The organism is Sphingomonas mucosissima (assembly GCF_002197665.1).
GTDB classification, from domain to species: Bacteria; Pseudomonadota; Alphaproteobacteria; order Sphingomonadales; family Sphingomonadaceae; genus Sphingomonas; species Sphingomonas mucosissima.
The window spans coordinates 630,872-646,547 of sequence record NZ_NBBJ01000001.1 but is presented as its reverse complement, the minus strand read 5'-3'; the positions used below and the strand labels follow the sequence as shown (position 1 = coordinate 646,547).

The 15,676-nt window shown below is 65.3% G+C and carries 20 protein-coding genes and 1 tRNA gene; 9 read left to right on the top strand and 12 right to left on the bottom strand.

Features of this window, described 5'->3' with window-relative positions; genetic code table 11:
* Positions 1-48: 48 nt before the first annotated feature.
* From SPMU_RS03165 to SPMU_RS03150, 4 genes are read right to left on the bottom strand one after another with little or no spacing between them, the layout of a single operon-like run.
* Positions 49-396 carry a hypothetical protein gene (locus SPMU_RS03165; RefSeq protein ID WP_088331862.1) on the bottom strand — a complete coding sequence of 116 codons (348 nt, stop codon included), beginning with the start codon at positions 394-396 and terminating at the stop codon, positions 49-51.
* 45 nt (positions 397-441) lie between these two features.
* A complete protein-coding gene (locus SPMU_RS03160; RefSeq protein WP_088331860.1) occupies positions 442-873 on the bottom strand; it encodes a DUF488 domain-containing protein in 432 nt (143 codons plus the stop codon).
* A 33-nt stretch (positions 874-906) separates the two neighbouring features.
* Positions 907-1,335: a YybH family protein gene (locus SPMU_RS03155; protein WP_088331858.1), complete on the bottom strand. Its 429-nt coding sequence runs from the start codon at positions 1,333-1,335 to the stop codon at positions 907-909.
* On the bottom strand, positions 1,332-2,915 hold the full coding sequence (locus SPMU_RS03150; RefSeq protein WP_140418393.1) for a GGDEF domain-containing phosphodiesterase: 1,584 nt from the start codon (positions 2,913-2,915) through the stop codon (positions 1,332-1,334). Before SPMU_RS03150 ends, SPMU_RS03155 begins: the two co-directional genes overlap by 4 nt.
* A gap of 85 nt (positions 2,916-3,000) precedes the next feature.
* Here SPMU_RS03150 and moaA point away from each other — a divergent pair, with 85 nt between their 5' ends.
* The 6 genes from moaA to SPMU_RS16615 all read left to right on the top strand — a co-directional run bounded on the left by moaA (position 3,001) and on the right by SPMU_RS16615 (position 7,698).
* Entirely contained in the window at positions 3,001-4,008 is a 1,008-nt protein-coding gene (gene moaA, locus SPMU_RS03145) for a GTP 3',8-cyclase MoaA (RefSeq protein WP_088331854.1), read from the top strand.
* Positions 4,005-4,784: an NAD kinase gene (locus SPMU_RS03140; protein WP_088331852.1), complete on the top strand. Its 780-nt coding sequence runs from the start codon at positions 4,005-4,007 to the stop codon at positions 4,782-4,784. Before moaA ends, SPMU_RS03140 begins: the two co-directional genes overlap by 4 nt.
* A 66-nt stretch (positions 4,785-4,850) precedes the next feature.
* Positions 4,851-4,925: transfer RNA gene (locus SPMU_RS03135), tRNA-Asn, on the top strand.
* 112 nt (positions 4,926-5,037) lie between these two features.
* The gene (locus SPMU_RS03130) at positions 5,038-6,366 is read left to right on the top strand and encodes a tyrosine-type recombinase/integrase (RefSeq protein ID WP_281250976.1); all 1,329 of its coding nucleotides are present in this window, start codon (positions 5,038-5,040) and stop codon (positions 6,364-6,366) included.
* Entirely contained in the window at positions 6,341-7,081 is a 741-nt protein-coding gene (locus SPMU_RS03125; protein WP_140418392.1) for a hypothetical protein, read from the top strand. The genes SPMU_RS03130 and SPMU_RS03125 overlap by 26 nt, the downstream gene beginning before the upstream one ends.
* A 362-nt stretch (positions 7,082-7,443) precedes the next feature.
* The gene (locus SPMU_RS16615) at positions 7,444-7,698 is read left to right on the top strand and encodes a DUF6894 family protein (RefSeq protein WP_140418391.1); all 255 of its coding nucleotides are present in this window, start codon (positions 7,444-7,446) and stop codon (positions 7,696-7,698) included.
* Here the strand turns inward: SPMU_RS16615 and SPMU_RS03115 are convergent.
* Complete coding sequence (locus tag SPMU_RS03115) at positions 7,691-8,926, bottom strand: tyrosine-type recombinase/integrase (protein WP_088331847.1); 1,236 nt, start codon at positions 8,924-8,926, stop codon at positions 7,691-7,693. The two genes, SPMU_RS16615 and SPMU_RS03115, sit on opposite strands and share 8 nt — an antisense overlap.
* A 17-nt stretch (positions 8,927-8,943) precedes the next feature.
* On the opposite strand from SPMU_RS03115, the gene SPMU_RS03110 reads away from it, so the two are divergent.
* The 3 genes from SPMU_RS03110 (at position 8,944) to SPMU_RS17525 (ending at position 10,383) form a co-directional block, all read left to right on the top strand.
* Entirely contained in the window at positions 8,944-9,168 is a 225-nt protein-coding gene (locus tag SPMU_RS03110) for a hypothetical protein (protein ID WP_088331845.1), read from the top strand.
* Positions 9,169-9,270: 102 nt separating this feature from the next.
* Positions 9,271-9,507 carry a DUF6894 family protein gene (locus tag SPMU_RS03105; RefSeq protein WP_088331844.1) on the top strand — a complete coding sequence of 79 codons (237 nt, stop codon included), beginning with the start codon at positions 9,271-9,273 and terminating at the stop codon, positions 9,505-9,507.
* A 699-nt stretch (positions 9,508-10,206) separates the two neighbouring features.
* Positions 10,207-10,383 carry a ribosome modulation factor gene (locus SPMU_RS17525; RefSeq protein WP_425442138.1) on the top strand — a complete coding sequence of 59 codons (177 nt, stop codon included), beginning with the start codon at positions 10,207-10,209 and terminating at the stop codon, positions 10,381-10,383.
* 168 nt (positions 10,384-10,551) lie between these two features.
* Here the strand turns inward: SPMU_RS17525 and SPMU_RS03095 are convergent, their stop codons facing one another.
* The 7 genes from SPMU_RS03095 to SPMU_RS03075 all read right to left on the bottom strand — a co-directional run bounded on the left by SPMU_RS03095 (position 10,552) and on the right by SPMU_RS03075 (position 15,648).
* Positions 10,552-11,391, bottom strand: a complete 840-nt coding sequence (locus SPMU_RS03095) for a DNA adenine methylase (protein ID WP_088331833.1) — start codon at positions 11,389-11,391, stop codon at positions 10,552-10,554.
* A 322-nt stretch (positions 11,392-11,713) separates the two neighbouring features.
* Complete coding sequence (locus tag SPMU_RS17380; RefSeq protein ID WP_281250975.1) at positions 11,714-11,836, bottom strand: hypothetical protein; 123 nt, start codon at positions 11,834-11,836, stop codon at positions 11,714-11,716.
* Positions 11,837-11,855: 19 nt separating this feature from the next.
* Positions 11,856-12,440 carry a glycoside hydrolase family 108 protein gene (locus tag SPMU_RS03090; RefSeq protein ID WP_088331831.1) on the bottom strand — a complete coding sequence of 195 codons (585 nt, stop codon included), beginning with the start codon at positions 12,438-12,440 and terminating at the stop codon, positions 11,856-11,858.
* A complete protein-coding gene (locus SPMU_RS03085; protein ID WP_088331829.1) occupies positions 12,430-12,660 on the bottom strand; it encodes a hypothetical protein in 231 nt (76 codons plus the stop codon). The genes SPMU_RS03090 and SPMU_RS03085 overlap by 11 nt, the downstream gene beginning before the upstream one ends.
* 159 nt (positions 12,661-12,819) lie before the next feature.
* Positions 12,820-14,754 carry a BNR-4 repeat-containing protein gene (locus SPMU_RS03080; RefSeq protein WP_169715621.1) on the bottom strand — a complete coding sequence of 645 codons (1,935 nt, stop codon included), beginning with the start codon at positions 14,752-14,754 and terminating at the stop codon, positions 12,820-12,822.
* Positions 14,751-15,104: a hypothetical protein gene (locus tag SPMU_RS16845; RefSeq protein WP_169715620.1), complete on the bottom strand. Its 354-nt coding sequence runs from the start codon at positions 15,102-15,104 to the stop codon at positions 14,751-14,753. Before SPMU_RS16845 ends, SPMU_RS03080 begins: the two co-directional genes overlap by 4 nt.
* A gap of 1 nt (position 15,105) precedes the next feature.
* Positions 15,106-15,648 (bottom strand): hypothetical protein, encoded by a 543-nt coding sequence (locus SPMU_RS03075; protein ID WP_211275699.1) that lies wholly within the window; start codon positions 15,646-15,648, stop codon positions 15,106-15,108.
* Positions 15,649-15,676 lie beyond the last annotated feature (28 nt).

Genomic DNA, 15,676 nt, shown 5'->3' with positions numbered 1-15,676 from the left:
GGGGATCGTCGGACCGCCGTGAGCCGGAGAACGATCCCCTCGTTCACCTCACTCGCTGGCAGATGAAGCCAGGCGATCCAGCCATGCTTTCGCCTGCTTGGGCTCGCCGACCGCATCGCCGGCGGCGGGACCACGGGACCGAAGAAACTGCTGCTGCAGCTCGAATGGGGGCATGAACAACTGCTCGCGCATCTTGTCGATGTCCTCGCCGAGTTCCGCGAGATGATCGATTACGAGCGCGATCTTCTCCCGCGTCCGGCGGTCGCCCTGATGATCGAACAAGCCCCATTTTCCTGCTGCCGTGGTGCGCAGCGCGGCGAGCAGGGCCACGGTGTATTCGGCCTCCAACTCAACGCGGCGCGCGTCCAGTCGGTTCAGTCGATCAGCTTTGGCCATCGTCCGCCTTTACACTAAGCGGACTGGCGTGGCTCTCTCGGATCGTCACGTAAACAGATCCACCACCTCCGCCCCCTCGCCTTCCGCGTGCAACAACAGCGTGCGGTGGCAGTGGCACGGATCGCGCTCGTAACACAGCAGGGCGGACGGCATCTCTGCCGCCAGTGCGCGCATCTGCGCCGCCGCCGCTTGCGCCTCGGGCAACGCCAGCTGATCGTCATACACCGCGCGCAGCGTCGCGACGTCACCCTTCTTTGCCGCGTCTCGACCGCGCTTGGGCGTGCCGAGCGCCTTCAGGTGAACATAGTCGATCCCCGCTTCACGCAGCGTCGCCGCCAGGATGGACTTGGAGAAGCCCGGCCGCCGCGACAGCGGCAGCGCGCGCACGTCGATCACGCGCTTCACTCCTGCCCCGGTCAGCGCGGCAAGAAAGTCGGCCATGGTGGTTGCCTCATAGCCGATGGTGAAGATCTTCATGCGGACACTCCTGGCATCAGCGCAATCCTGCGCTCAGGAACTGTGATCGGCAATGATCCGCCACCCTTCTTTGCGCCGCTCGAACAGCAAGGTGGTGAGCCCGCTCTGCGCCGATCCGTCCGCCGGCGCCAGCGTCCACCGCGCGACCAGCAGCATGTGCACGTTGCTGATCGTTCGCCAGGCGACGGGCTGAAAGGACAAGCGCCCGCGGCTGTTCGCGCCATCTGCGAAGCTCTTGGCATAGCGCGCGGCGATCGCCGCCTTGCCGCGCGCCAGCTCCTTGCCAGAGGCATAGACCGCGTCATCGGCATAGACGGCCATGAACCGCTCCAGCGAACCGGCGTTCCAGCCCGCCGCGCTCGCCGCCATCTCCGCCTCGATCGCTGCCACCGGCGATGCGGCCTGCGGCGTAGAGCTCGCCGCAGCCGCGATCGCTACGGGCGCGAGCAGTGCACCGATCATTCGCGATAATCCTCCACCAGTTTCGCCAGCGCGCGCTCGTCCAGCGGCCCAGCGCACAGGAAGCCCTGATAGAGGCTGCACCCCTCGGCGGCGAGAAGATCGCGTTCTGCCCGGTCCTCCACGCCTTCCGCGATCGTCTGGAGCCCGAGTCCCGCTGCGATGGCGAGGATGCCGCGCACCACCACGCGGGCGCGTGGCGCGCCGGTGATGTCCTGCGTCAGACTACGGTCGATTTTCAGATAATCGAGTGGCAGCGCCTTGAGATACGCTAGGCTGGAATAGCCGGTGCCGAAATCGTCGATTGCCGTACGAATACCTTGAGCCCGCAACTTCTCTAACCGTGCCGCGGCCATCGGCAGGTCCGTCACGAAGCCGCTTTCGGTGACCTCCGCTGTCACCCGGCCTGGCGCGATCCCGGCGCGCGCCACCAGCGCGAGGAAATGGTTGACGAAGTCCGACCGCGCGAGATCCGCCGCCGTCACGTTCACCGCCACGCGCAGCGTCGCGAGCGGCCCCTCCCACGCGGCTGCTCGCGTCATCGCCAGCAATTGGATATGCTCGGACAGCGCCAGCCCGAGCCCCGCCCGCTCGGCCGCGGAAAACAGCGTGTGCGCGCCGAGCACGCCATGCTGCGGATGCTCCCATCGCGCCAGCGCCTCCACGCCGACGATCCGGTCGCTGTCCAGCGCCACCTGCGGCTGGAAGAGGATGTCGATCTCCCGCCGATCGATCGCGCGGTGCAGATCGGCCGCCAGATCGAGGCCCGCCGCGGCATGGAGGCTCGGCGCGAACCGGACGTTGGGCCCATCGCCGGCGGCTGCCATGGTCAGCGCCTCGCTGGCACGCGCAATGAGCGATCGGGCCGGCTCTCCGCTCTCGCGATGCGCAACACCGATCCGCGCGCCCAACCACGCTTCCTCCTGCCCGAGCATGAAGCGCCGCCCGAGCGCGCCTTCGATCGCGGCGACGCGGACGCGCGCCTGCTCTCCCCCTTCACGAAGGGCGATGACGAAGCGGGCGCCCTGGTCGCGCTCGATCACGGCGGAGGGCGGCAGAGCGGCGATCAGCCGGGCGGCCGCCTCCCGCAGCAATTGATCTCCCGCCTCGCGCCCAAAGGCGGCGTTCACCGCATCGAAGCGCGTGATGGCCACCACGGCCACCAAGGCCGGCTCTGCAGGATCACCAGCGGCGATGAAGCGCGCGACCGCGCCCTCGACCAATTCGCCCGCCCGGCGCATGCGTCCGGTGCCCCGCAAGTGACGCGCGTACCGCCCGGCGAAACGGATCGCGAGCGCCAGCGACTCGGCTGTCGGCTCTCCCATCGAGACATGAGTCGCGCCAGCGTCATAAGCCGCCACGGCATCGACCGGATTAGATACGATCGCCAGCAAGGCCTGGCGAGCATGAGCGGCGCCGGCCTCGGCTTCGGTGATCGGCCGCTGCCCGCCTCGTGCGTCCACCAGCAGCACCTCGGCCCAGTCTCTTCCGATACGCGCGCCGGCAGCCCCCACCAGAACGGAAAGGCTTTCGCTGCCCGACGCCAATGCCACTTCCACGATTTCGCCTGCAATCCTGCCCACGAACGGACCGTATGAGTGGCTCGCGCCGGCAGCAACTGGGGACCTGCCCTTGTTACCGGCCGCAGGAGCGCCTAGCTGTTCCGTTATGGGAGTAACCCCCGCCGCCCCCGGCCTTGTTGACGGTTTTGGCCGGGCGATCCGCTATTTGCGGATCTCGGTCACGGATCGCTGCGATCTTCGCTGCCGTTATTGCATGGCGGAGAAGATGACCTTTCTGCCGCGCAGCAAGCTGCTCGCCCTGGAAGAGATCGCGATCATCGCCGAACGGTTCATCGGCTTTGGCGTGCGCAAGATTCGCCTGTCTGGCGGCGAGCCTCTCGTGCGCCGCGATGTCGTGGAGCTTGTGGAGCGGCTTGGCAGTCATGTCGGGCACGGCCTCGACGAGCTGACCATGACCACCAACGCGACGCGCCTGGCCGATCACGCCGTTGCCCTGGAAGCCGCGGGCATTCGCCGCCTCAATGTCAGCATGGATAGCCGCGATCCGGCGCTGTTTCGGCATATCACCCGGCATGGCGACGTGGATCAGGTGCTTGGCGGGATCGCAGCCGCCAAGCGGGCGGGGATTGCGGTCAAGGTGAACATGGTCGCGCTGAAGGGCTTGAACGAGCATGAGATCGCCTCGATGCTCGACTGGTGCGTCGCTGAGGGACATGACCTAACCCTAATCGAAACCATGCCGATGGGCGCGATCGACGAGGATCGTACCGATCGCTTCGTCCCGCTGACCGCCGTGTTCGATCAATTGTCCGAGCAGTTCCGGCTTGAGCGTGATCTTGCGGGCACGGGCGGGCCGGCGCGCTATTGGCGGGTCAACGGCAGCCAGACGCGGCTCGGCCTTATCTCGCCGCTTACCGCGAATTTTTGCGACGGCTGCAATCGGGTGCGCCTCACCACCGAGGGGCGGCTTTATTCGTGTCTCGGCCATGATGATCAGGTCGATCTGAAAGCCGCGTTGCGCGACGGCGGCGTGGCGGCGCTCGATGATGCCATTCGTCTCGGGATTGCCGGGAAGCCGGCACGCCACGACTTCCGGATCGAGCGCGGCGCGGCGCCCGCGGTGTCGCGACACATGAGCGTGACCGGCGGATGAGCGAATATCTGCGGCGGGCGCTGGTCGCGTCGCCAACCGCTCAGGCGCAAACGGCGCGGGCATCGCTTGCGGATGCGTGGGACTGGTGCACGATTGAGGAAGCCGACGTGGTGATCGCGCTCGGCGGCGACGGCTTCATGCTCCAGACGCTGCACACGTTGCTCGACATGCGCCGCGCCAACGTTCCCGTGTTCGGCATGAACCTCGGCACCGTCGGCTTTCTCATGAACGAATGGCGGCAGCACGATCTTGAGGAGCGGCTGTCCAACGCCCGCGCGTTCAAGGTTACACCGCTGCTGATGACTGCGACCGGGATCGACGGGCGCATCCACACGATGCCGGCGATCAACGAGATATCCCTGCTGCGCGAAACGCGGCAGACTGCAAAGCTTGAGGTCAGGGTCAACGACCGCATCGTGCTCGAGGAACTGGCCTGTGACGGCATCCTTGCCGCCACTCCGGCCGGATCGACCGCCTATAATCTGTCCGCCCACGGCCCGATCCTGCCGCTCGGCTCTGCAATGATCGCGCTCACCCCGATCAGCGCATTTCGCCCCCGTCGCTGGCGCGGTGCGATCCTGCCGGACAAGGCGCGCGTCAGCTTGCGCGTGCTCGATCCCGGCAAGCGTCCCGTGTCCGCCGTGGCCGATCAGCGCGAGATCCGCGACGTGGCGCAGGTGGACATAGCGATCGATCGCGCACGCGAGCTGACGTTGCTGTTCGACCCCGAACATGCGCTGGACGACCGGATCACCATGGAACAGTTCGTCGCCTGATTTTTTCCACGCCAACAGGGGTTGCAAGCGCCGAGATTCCGGCTAAAGACGCGCCTCCCGCAGCGTTCCCTGATAGCTCAGCGGTAGAGCTCTCGACTGTTAATCGAGCGGCCGTAGGTTCGAATCCTACTCAGGGAGCCAGCGGGCCTATTCAGGCCCGTTCACCACGCCCCAGCAGACGTTGATTTACCCCTATATTCCGGGCATTTCACCTGTTCATGGCGTTGCATCACGTTTCATCTAAGGTCCCTCTATGTGGGGGTATTGCAGGGGGTACGTTCCGCTGCTGACGGATGTTGCCTGTCGCAAGGCGAAGGCGGCCGACAAGCCGGTCAAAATGGCCGATTCAAGCGGCCTCTTCCTGTACGTGACGCCTTCTGGGCTCAAGTCCTGGCGGATGAAGTACCGGTACGGCGGCAAGGAAAAGCTGCTTACCTTCGGCAAATACCCCCAAATACCCCTAACCGAGGCCCGGCGGCTTCGCGACGAAGCACAAACGGCGCTCCGCGGTGGGCGCGATCCGTCGATCGAGAAGAAGCAGCGGAAGGCGGAACGCGCCACCCGGACCAGCAACACGTTCGAGGATTGGGCCGGCCGCTGGCATGCGAGTGCCAAGAAGCACTGGACGCCGCGCTACGCGGGTCAGGTGCTCGGTCGTCTCGAGCGGGACGCCTACCCCTCCATCGGCCAAGTGCCGATCGCCGATGTGACGGTGCCGATGGTACTGGAGCTGCTGCAGCGGGTGGAAGCGCGCGGCGCGATCGAAGGTGCGCATCGCCTGCGCCAGCATATGTCGGACATCTTCCTGTCGGCGATCGCGGCGGGCGTTGCGCAGACGGACCCGGCAACGGGCGTAAAGCGGGCGCTTCAGCGCTTCACACACAATCGGCGCCCGGCAGCCCGGTCGATCGCAGAGGCGCGACACGTGCTACAGACGATCGAACAGCAGGAGGCGCACTGGTCGACGCTCCTCGCCTCGCGCCTTCTCGCGCTCACGGCAGCGCGGCCGGGCGTCGTGCGGCTCGCCGAGGAGAAGGAATTCGAGGATCTGGATGGCGCCAGCCCGATCTGGCGAATTCCGGCCGCGAAGATGAAGCTGACGTCCGAACGCAAGCGGGACGTCACGTTCGAATTCGTGGTGCCGCTGAGTCCGGCAGCCGTGGCAGTGGTGCGAACGGCAACTCACATCTCCGGGAATGGCGTGTTGTTCCCCGGCATGCGCACGCCCAAGACGCCGTTCAGCGACAGCACGATCAGCAAGCTGTATCGAACGGCCGGGTTCACCGGTGTTCATGTGCCGCACGGCTGGCGATCGACCTTCTCGACCATCATGAACGAGATCGCCGCGATCGAGAACCGTGTCGGCGATCGCGACATCATCGATCTGATGCTCGCCCACCTGCCGGGCGACGTCGAATCGGTCTACAATCGCTACGCCTACCTCCCGCGCCGGCGCGAGCTGGCGCTCGAGTGGAGCGAGATGCTGATGGAGGGCGCGGCGCCGGTGGACGACCTAGTGCGCGAGCCTGCGCGGCGATCGTTCGGGGGTGCGCCTCGTGAGCGGCGCCCCAAACGCCCGTGACGTCCGCCGCCTTCTCAAGGGCGCGTCCGCACACCTCACCGGCCGCACGGAGCGCGGCCCCGACCGCAAGGTCCGCCGCTACAGCTATGACGTCGACAGCCGCCAGGCGCAGGTATTCCGCCCGATCGGCGACGGCACGACCGCGGGTGCGCTCGGCTGGATCGACTGCCTGCTGAAGACCGTCACTGAATGGGATGACCTCGAGCGCAGGAAAGGTGGAGCGCGGCCGATCGGCTTCCACGGAATTCGCGTTCTCGAGACTTTGCTCGGTCGCCGCGGCGGGATCCAGGTGGATTTTCGCACCGGCAGACTGGAACCCGCGATCGACACAATTGCCCGGGTAGCAGGCCTGTGCCGCACCACGGTGGTGCGCGCCCTCGCCCGCCTGAACGCGCTCAAGATCCTGCACTGGGTCCGGCGCACCCAGCGCACGCAGAACGCCGGCCAACCCGGGCCGCAGCGCGAGCAGGTCACCAACGCCTATTGGTTCGACCTCAGCGGTCTCCCGGCGCGTGTCCGCCAGCGCTTCCGCGACCTGTGGAACAGAAAGAGGGTCCGCCGTGAGGGCGCCCTCCCACCTGACACACCCAAGACGACCGGCCCGTCTCCCGAGCTTGCCGCGATCCTCGGATCTATCGAGGCTAGCATCGCCGCAAAGGAACATGGCGCGAGTCCACCAGGCGGTCAGTATCCCCGCTCAGAGATCAAGGGATAAGGAATTCCCTCGCTTTGGCGAGGCAATGCTCCAGTAGGTTGCTCCCCCAAGGCCGATTTGGCCCGCCCTACCCACCCGATAGCCAAGACCCGGCTGTCGGAGCGTGGCGGCTTGTGCCGCCCCGGGGTATGCGAGGGGGAGGAGCACGATCCGTGCCGCACCCTTGCGAGCGCCGCGTCAGCGGCGATCTTTTTGCCCTGAAATTCATCGCAGTGCGCACGGACCCACTACGCGGTGTCCAACCTCACTACGCCTTCGGTTTTGCCCCCCGCCCCCGTCGGCCAGTGCTCGCCGTCTCGCGTACGGTTCAGCAGCCGTTCCGAAGTCTCGGCACGGTTTGTTCGCTCAAGTGTTAAGGTGGGATGCGTTATTTCTTCCACCTCTCCGATGGATCCCGCGTGCCCGACGAAGTTGGAACAGAGCTGCCCGATGACGCGGCAGCACGGCTCCACGCTGTGAAATACGCTGGCGATGTCCTGCAACGCGAGCCTGCGCTTCTCGAGGACGAAGACATTCGAGTAGAGGTTGCAGATCAATCAGGCTTGGTGTTGTTCACGGTCATCGTTCTCGTTGTAACGGCCGCAGTCACCGGCAGCATGCGTAGAAAGCCTAAATGACTGGCGTGAGAGCTGCGCCCCAAGCGTTGAAGATCCGCCGTCGCCGATCTAGCTGTTGAGACCGGTTGTACGCTCCCTCGACCTTAGCCGCCGACCCGTCCTCCGCCTTCAATGTGTGTCCGAGCGCCTGGTCAATCGCACCGCGCTCGAGGGGCATCGTCTCGTTCATGATCGTGGAGAAGGTCGCGCGCCAGCCGTGCGGCACGTGCAGGCCGGCGAACGACGTCCTCGCGTAAAGCGCGCCGATCGCCGCCTCGCCGAGTGGGCTGGTTCTGCCGGCGGTGCAGAAAACTAGTCCATCGTGCAAATTTACATTCTCGTGATGCATATTCGCGGCCGAAAGATGCATATCACGGGCCTCGTGCAGCACCGCCACAGCCGCCGGCGACAGCGGGACAACGTGATCGTGCGCGGCGTCGCCCTTCTTCGCGGCGGCGAGCTTCATCCGCGCCGCCGGCACGCGCCAGATCGGCGCCGCCCCCTCGAGATCTTCAATCTCGCTCCACCGGGCGCCGCGCACGGCCGCCCAGCGCATGGCGGTGAGCGCCAGGAAGCGGGAGGCCAGCTTCGCCGCCGGCGACGCGTCGAGCTGATCGACCTCGGCCAGCAGCGCGCACGCGTCGGCCGTCGTCATCAGCGCGGCATGATGACGAACGGCCGCAGGCTTCTTAAGCCCGCGGGCGACCTTTTCGGCCGGATCAATCTCGCACCAGCCTTCTCCGATCGCCAGCTCGAACACGGCCGAGATCCGCTGACGCAGACGCCGGGCGGTTTCTCGTGCGCCACGACGCTCCACGGCGCGCAGCAGCTCGAGCACGTCGGCCGGCGCGATCGCGCTGAGTGGTTGTGGGCCGATCGCCGGGAAGACATCACGCTCGAGGCTGACCAGGACATCGGTTGCGTGCACCGGCGTCCAACCCTCGAGCTGGACAGCGTGCCAGGCGCGCGCGGCCGCTTCGAAGGTCTCAACGCGCGTCGACCGGGTGCGCGGATCCTCGCCGCGGGCGAGCTGCTCGCGCGCGGCGTCGGCGCGAGCCCGGGCGGCCAGGAGGTCGACCTCCGGATAGCTGCCGAGCGTCAGCAGCTGCTCCTTGCCGGCAACCCGGAAACGCCACCGAAAGCTCTTGAGCCCGGTTGGTGCGACATAGAGGTGCAGCCCTGCACCGTCGGCGAGCTTATAGGCGGCCGCGCGCGGCCGTGCGGCTTTCACCGCAGCGTTGGTCAGCATATCGTGCCTCGGTGGCGATGGTTGTTGAGGAAGACGGCGTCACGCCGGCGGTTCACTTCGTCGCCTTCCGTGGCGACGAGTATTGGTCAGCTGTGCGGCTGTGGGGCCGGCCGTCGTTTATTCACCGGCGATGGGATCAGCGAGCCAGGCGTGAGCTGCACCCGTCCGACACGGTGGTGTTCGCAAAAGGCTGCGACCAAGATCCGTGCAGCCAGTTCAATGCAGCCGATCTCGATGAGTAAGCGGGCGGCGCTCCGTTGCGGTGTGCGACTGAGCGCACCGGGGAAACCGCTTAACTCGGGTTAGAGAAAGGAACTGGCCGCAGCGGCTCGCATTTTCTGCGTATGCCGATTTACCGCTTTCACATTGTGAACGACATCGACGTACCCGCAGAAGAGGGCGAGGAACTGGCCAACCTTGCTGCGGCTCACCTGAGAGCGATCGACTACGCTCGTGATCTGGCCGCCATGGCGGTTCGGCAAGGTCGGCTAGACCTGGCGCACCGGATCGAAGTTGAAGATGAGCAAGGGGAAACGCTGCTGACAGTCACCTTTGGCGATGCAGTAGACGTCAGCCGATAGTCGCTGCTGTCCGCCCTCCGGCACATCGATATATTCCGCAGAAAGCGTACCCGAACACTTCGCCGAAGCGTACCTGCCCGGCGTCTCTAGCCAGGCGTGCGCGGCGGCCCGGCGAGTTCCCTAGTTCTCGCCGGGCCTGAAGCTGACCAGGGCGGAGAAACCCTCCGCCGCGAGGACGCAATCACGGGACAAGCGCGCGTCCAAATGCCCACCTCCCGAAAGGAAGCACCTGGCCGAGTGCACGGCGGCTGCGAGAGCGCTTTCCGTGCACTTATCTGAGCAACGTGCTATCTGGGCGTTACCGCACGGCACGTCCTGAGCGATGTGCGGCTGAGAGCCCGCTGCTCCCGCTCTGATGGAGATGCGCGCCATGGACCTCAACTATTTGCTCGGCCGGGAACAGCACTCTTTGTACATGGCCGCCACTTCCCTTTCGCCCAGCGCTCGTATGGCGCATCGGGCGTTTGCGAGAGCTTACGGCACCTTGATTGCGGACTCTGGGTTCCCTCACCGCGATGGGGGCGCTCACGGCTGCAGGCAGCCGCAGGTCATAGCGGCACAGAAGAATAAAATTCGAATTGCTGACTGGGAGAGCGAGGACGGCAGCATCAGACGCACCACCTCTCAGCGCGACGGTGGCGATCGTAAATCGCCGCGGCGACATACAGGCGACATCGAAGGGTCGCGACTGTGAACATCATGCCTCGGATCGGCCGGTCGCACCTCGACGAGGCGGCAGAAGAAGGGCGCGTTGCCGCCCAAGCTCCATCCGCTAACGAAGATGCTTGCCCGTACTTCAGTGGTGATCGACCGATGACGCGCCACGCTTGGTTGCGCGGTTTTCGGGAAGCTTGGACCGCCCGCGTTAAGCGGTAACCGGCGCCAACTCTCCAGTAAACCGGAAGCAATGTAGCCAATCTTGCAGTGCCCACGGCGGAGATCCCCTCCGCCGCGGCCACGCATTTCAGCCACTTTTAGGCGTGCTGTACCCGCGAGATCGGGTGCGATACCCGACCTTCGGAGCTGCTCCGAAGGTCCGAATGGTCAGCCCCGGCTGCGGATGATCAGCTCAGTCACTTTCGTGCTGCGTCCGGCTCCTGGTGTCCCGTTCCAGGTGGTCTGCACCTCATGGATCTCGAATGCCGCGAAGGTCTCGCGGATGAACGGCGTGTCGTTGATCGACATGACGAACCGGCCGGCGATGCCGCCGAGCTGCTCAGCCATTGCGACATAGTCGTCCCGGCCAAAGCCGGTGCCATAGCCCGACGTCTCGTCATAAGGCGGGTCCAGGTAGAACAGCGCGCTTCTGCCGTCATAACGGCGGATCACGTCCTGGTAGCCCAGCTGCTCGATGGTCACAGCCTCGAGGCGGCGGTGAAGCTTCCGCAGCTCGGCGCGAAGCAGGCTCTTCTGGATTCGCGACGACTGATCCTTGCGGACGCCGAACGTGCGGCCCTCGATGCGACCCCCGAACGCCAGGCGCTGCAGGTAGAGGAAGCGGACAGCGCGCTCGATGTCGGTGAGCGTCGATGGATCCACGCGCTTCTGCCGTTCGAACTCGTCCCGGCCGGCCAGCAGCCAGGTGAACTCATCGACGAATGGTTCGTAGTGCCGGCGCACAACGCGGAACAGGTTGGCGACGTCACCTGACAGGTCGTTTATGACCTCGACCGGCGGCGCCTTTCCACGGCGCAGGAACACGCCGCCCATGCCGACGAACGGCTCGATGTAGGAGCGATGCGGGATCTGCTCAATTAGGGCACAAAGACGCTTGGCGAGGTTGCGCTTGCCACCGAGGTAGGCGGCCGGCGGGTTGGCCGCGATAACCGCGGCATGGACTTCGTGCTTTCGGGTATGAATTGCCGGCGAGGTGATCGCTTGCATGGTGGCTCAGCTCTCGGTGAAGAGCACGTCGGCTACGCGCGCTGAGTTGCCACCGATCGGCGCGATCGGCGGGCCTGCGTTCATGGTCTGGAGGTTGTGGCTTCGGGGAATACGTCGGCAGGCTGGCCTCTCACCAACCGCCCGGATACCGGGTGGTTAGCCGCGCAGAGTAGGCACTGCGCCCCACGTATTCCCCGAAGGTCTTCTATTCCGCAGGCCACCCGGCGAACCGGTCAGCCTACTTCCGCGCGCGCGGGCCCAACGTAACGGCTAAGCTCCGGAGGGCGTCCGCTTCATGGCACAGCGGCGCAGGCCGCGTCTATCAGTTCGCGGCCGACTTCTGCGCCGGCTTGGGTGCCAGCTTCTTGGCGGCGAAGCCCGCGGTCGCGGTGAGTGCCCAGGGCAGGATCACGTCCAGCGCGACCTTCTTCAGCAGTTCCTTCATGGTCTTCTCCTCGTGGTGATCAGGTAGCGGCGCGACACTTCGCTCGATCGACATTGCCGATCCGGTGCGTGGCCCAGCCGCGGTGGAAGCGCTTCAGCGTCGGCCTGGCGCGCACCAGGCGGTCATATTCGGCGCGCTGCGCGCCATCGAGACGGTCAAGCATTGCGACGCAAAGCGGCGCGGCGCCAACGCGACGCTGGCAGGCGCTGTAGGCGGCGATCGTCGCGGGACCGACGCGGCCGTCGACGGCCAGGCGTGCTCCGCATTGCGCGTTGATCGACTGCTGAAACCATCGACCAGGACGCGCCGGGCCCATGTTCACCGTTGTGTCGAACAGCTCCTCGGTGACGGCGGCATCGATGGCGATCAGCGGCTCGTAACCCGGAGCAACCAGGTAATCGTCGTAGTAGATACTGACGACCACATCGTGCGGGATCGTCCGCATCGGGCCGGTGTAGCCCTTGGCGACGGCCACCCGCTTGGTGATGCCCTTGTTGGTCTCGCCGCCCGGGTCGAGCGGGTCGTTCACGTATCCGCCTTCCAATGCGATAACCCCGGAGATCAGCGCCAGCACGATGCCGGCGATCGCGCGCTTACTCGCCATCGATCTTCTCCTCATGGGTGGCGATCGGGGCGGCCGGCGAGCGGCGGGACCGCACAAGCGAGCGAACCGTGTCCGTCTCGAGGATCCGGATCAGCGTCCAGATGATGGTAAGCAGAGCGGCCAGGTGAGGCAGCAGCTGCGTGACGGTGCCGACGGCGACGCCGAACGACAGAACGTCGACCGACGCCTTAGCGGCGCCGGGCACATGGTCCAGCGTCATCGATGTTCTCCAAAGGGAAGGCGCAAACAAACTGCGGCGGTTCGCCGGAGCAGTTTGAAGGGTCAGCGTAGCGAGCGGATCCGCCCTAAGCCGCTGCTGCCTGGGCGAGGTCAGGACCGTGCGGCATGGCGTTGATGGTGCGGGGACGGATCGTAAAGCTCACGGCATTATCACCGGCCCATCCAGCACCGCCAATTCGAGGGTCGCCCCATTAAGCGTAGCGGTTTGGCCGGTTGGAACGCGGACGCGCATCGACACCGTTGTGTCGAGATTGTTATCCGGTGGCGACGTCAGCGGAACCCAAGGTGTGCTCTTCGTTGCATTGCTGCCGGTGTTGGTGAAGGGGAGGACGGCTGTGTCCGTAATCCCGCCATTCTGTTGTTCGCTGATCACCCCATACAGCGTTCCGCCTGTGACGACGCCACGCATAGAGAGGCGCGCGAACAGCTTGCGGTGCCGCATGCCTGTTGGAACAACGATGGCGGGGAGTCCCGCCCCGGCAGGTGAGGCGCTGGCCCCGCTGGGAGTGCTTGCAATGGATGTGCCCGGCGCGACCGCTGCTGATGCGAACTGGCGCATATGCGGGATGCGGACCTTGCCCGAGGCGACATCTGCGATCCGCGACAGGTCGATGGATAGAACGCCAATAAGCTGCCGTCGCCATAGCGAGAGGTCGTGGTAGGCCGGCCCTGGATTGGACACATCGGCGTTCGTGTTGGACAGCAGCGAGCGATAGATGTTCTGATCGCGCAGTGCATCGTCTTCGTGTGTAAACTCGAAGTCGCCGGTCGGAACGTCCGCAATCATGAACTCGACGGGCTTGCCGCTTGTGCCGTCTGGATTGGGCGTCACGTCCACCATCCAAACGACGTTCGTCTTCCGCGTCTGTCGGGCGGTGTACACGAACAGCACGCGCCCCTCCTCAGAGCAGAAACCATCCGCGCGTGTCGGCCAATTTTGCAGGCCCATGGTGTTCCGTAGGAACGTGACCTGATCGATCTTCCAGGTCGTGCCGTTGTGCCAAAGATGGTGAATCTCGCGGTCGCTGATCCCCGATCCATCATTGCGCGGTGCAGCCAGCGTCAGGAACAGGTGCGGATTGCCGGTGACCGGGTTCACCGCCATGCCTGGCTGGTTGATGATGCCGCTGTTCGTGGCGGGCGTGGATAGGATCCTAGCGTTGGTGTTGCTGTGGACCAGCGGCATAGCAACCGGGCTACCGTCGACCGCCTGCCATGTGTTGCCGCGATCTTTCGACAGCATGAGGTGCACGTCAGCATTGGTATTGGCGTCACCGCCTTGAGGGCGCCACGTGCCAGCGATCCAGAGCCACCCACGGTGGTCTATGACGGGGCGGAACTCGTAGAAGTTTTCCAGAGTTGCCTTACCGGCTGCAATCATTCGCCGGTTCTGCCAGACGGTTGCGCCATTCGGCAGATCGACAAGGTAATTGTCACCCTCGCCGCTGGTGCCGTCTCGGTAATACAGCAGCAGGTCGCCGTTGGGGAACCGCAACAGGCGTGGATATGTGACCTTCAGTTCTAGCGGATCAGTAATTGGATACGGCCCGATCAGCCCTGAAGCCACCCAGTTGGTCGGCACCGGGCCGCCGGGAGGAACCGGATCAACCGTTCGAGCATAGCGTAGCAGGCCGCCGTGCATGTTGGCGAAGACGTGAAGCCGGCCGGCGCCGTCTAGCCCCATCGCCACGGTGTTGTGGCTGTCGTTGATCACCGGACCGATCGGATCGCCCGGAATGTCGCGCGTGTTGAACGAAGTAAATTTGCCGACCAGAAGCGACTTGTGGGTGATGATCAGGTTGCCGTCGACATTGTAAGTCCCGGTGTACTTGTCATCACCGCGGGTCACGGTCCCGCAATGAGTGTAGCTTGTCCCGTTGTAGGTTGATTGGGCCGATGCGTCATGCGGCAGCAGGTCGAAGCGGTAAATGTCCTTCACAGGAGCCGAAACGTTTACAAGCCCCGCAAACCCCTGCTTTTCCGCAGCGGAGAGCTGCCCGTTGCGGCGACCGAAGAGGGTGTCTGAAAGCCGCTGGGCAAGCGCCGTGCCCGCAAGGCCGAAGATGTCGCTCACTGGCTGATCCTCACGGTGGTTGCGGTGCCGGTCAGAACGGTGACGCGGTACTGAACGCCGACCTCGGCCTCGGTGAGCGAGAAGCTGGGCGGCAGGCTCGCGCGCATGCTGTCGGGGATAACGACGAACCAGTCTCCCGCGCCGCCGAAACGGCGCTCCACCTGTGCCGTGAAGGTGCCGCCCGACACCGTGATGTTGAACGGGCGCCCCGCTGTGGGCGCGAAAGGGTTGCCGGGGGCAGTGACCGGTGCCTTCTCCGAGCTTGCGAGACCCACCCGGCCCGCGAGCGGCGCAAGTGCGTTTAGAAGCGGCTCATTCCGGCCGGCGAGCAAATCGTCGAAGTCTGCCATTTCAGTTCACCCTGGTTGTGACGAGTTCGAAGCCGTCGCTGGTGGTCACGCCCTCCACGCCGTCGTTTGTCGTGACGAATGCGTATCCGTCCGGCAGCGGCTGGGCGGCGGTGGCCTTCACGATTGGCGTGTTGATCTCGACCCGGCCGGTGACGTGGAGGATGCTTTCGGCATTCTCGACCGCCTCAAGGAAGTCGAACACGCGGCCCTGAAAGTAGCGAATTCCGCCGTCGGAGAGCATGATGCGGAAGGCAAACTGTCGCCGCTTTTCGGCCGCTGCTACGGCGAGCAGCGCCTGACCGGCATCGGCATAGTCGGGCGCCAGCTTGGGCTGAAGTCCGCCAAAGTCGGTAGGCCCCTTCCGCTTCTGCCTCGCACCCCTCAGCGGCTGGTAAGACACCGTTGCGGGGGTGCCGCCGTACGTGCCGATCTTTTCGAGCCCTCCAATGTCGAGGTAGGTAAGCGTTGCATACCCCAGGAGATCAGCGCGCGACGGCAAGACGGCGCTAATCGCGAGCGCGCTGCCCGCTGCAGTGGTCGCCATGGTTGCTCCTGTGGATTGCCTGTGCGTG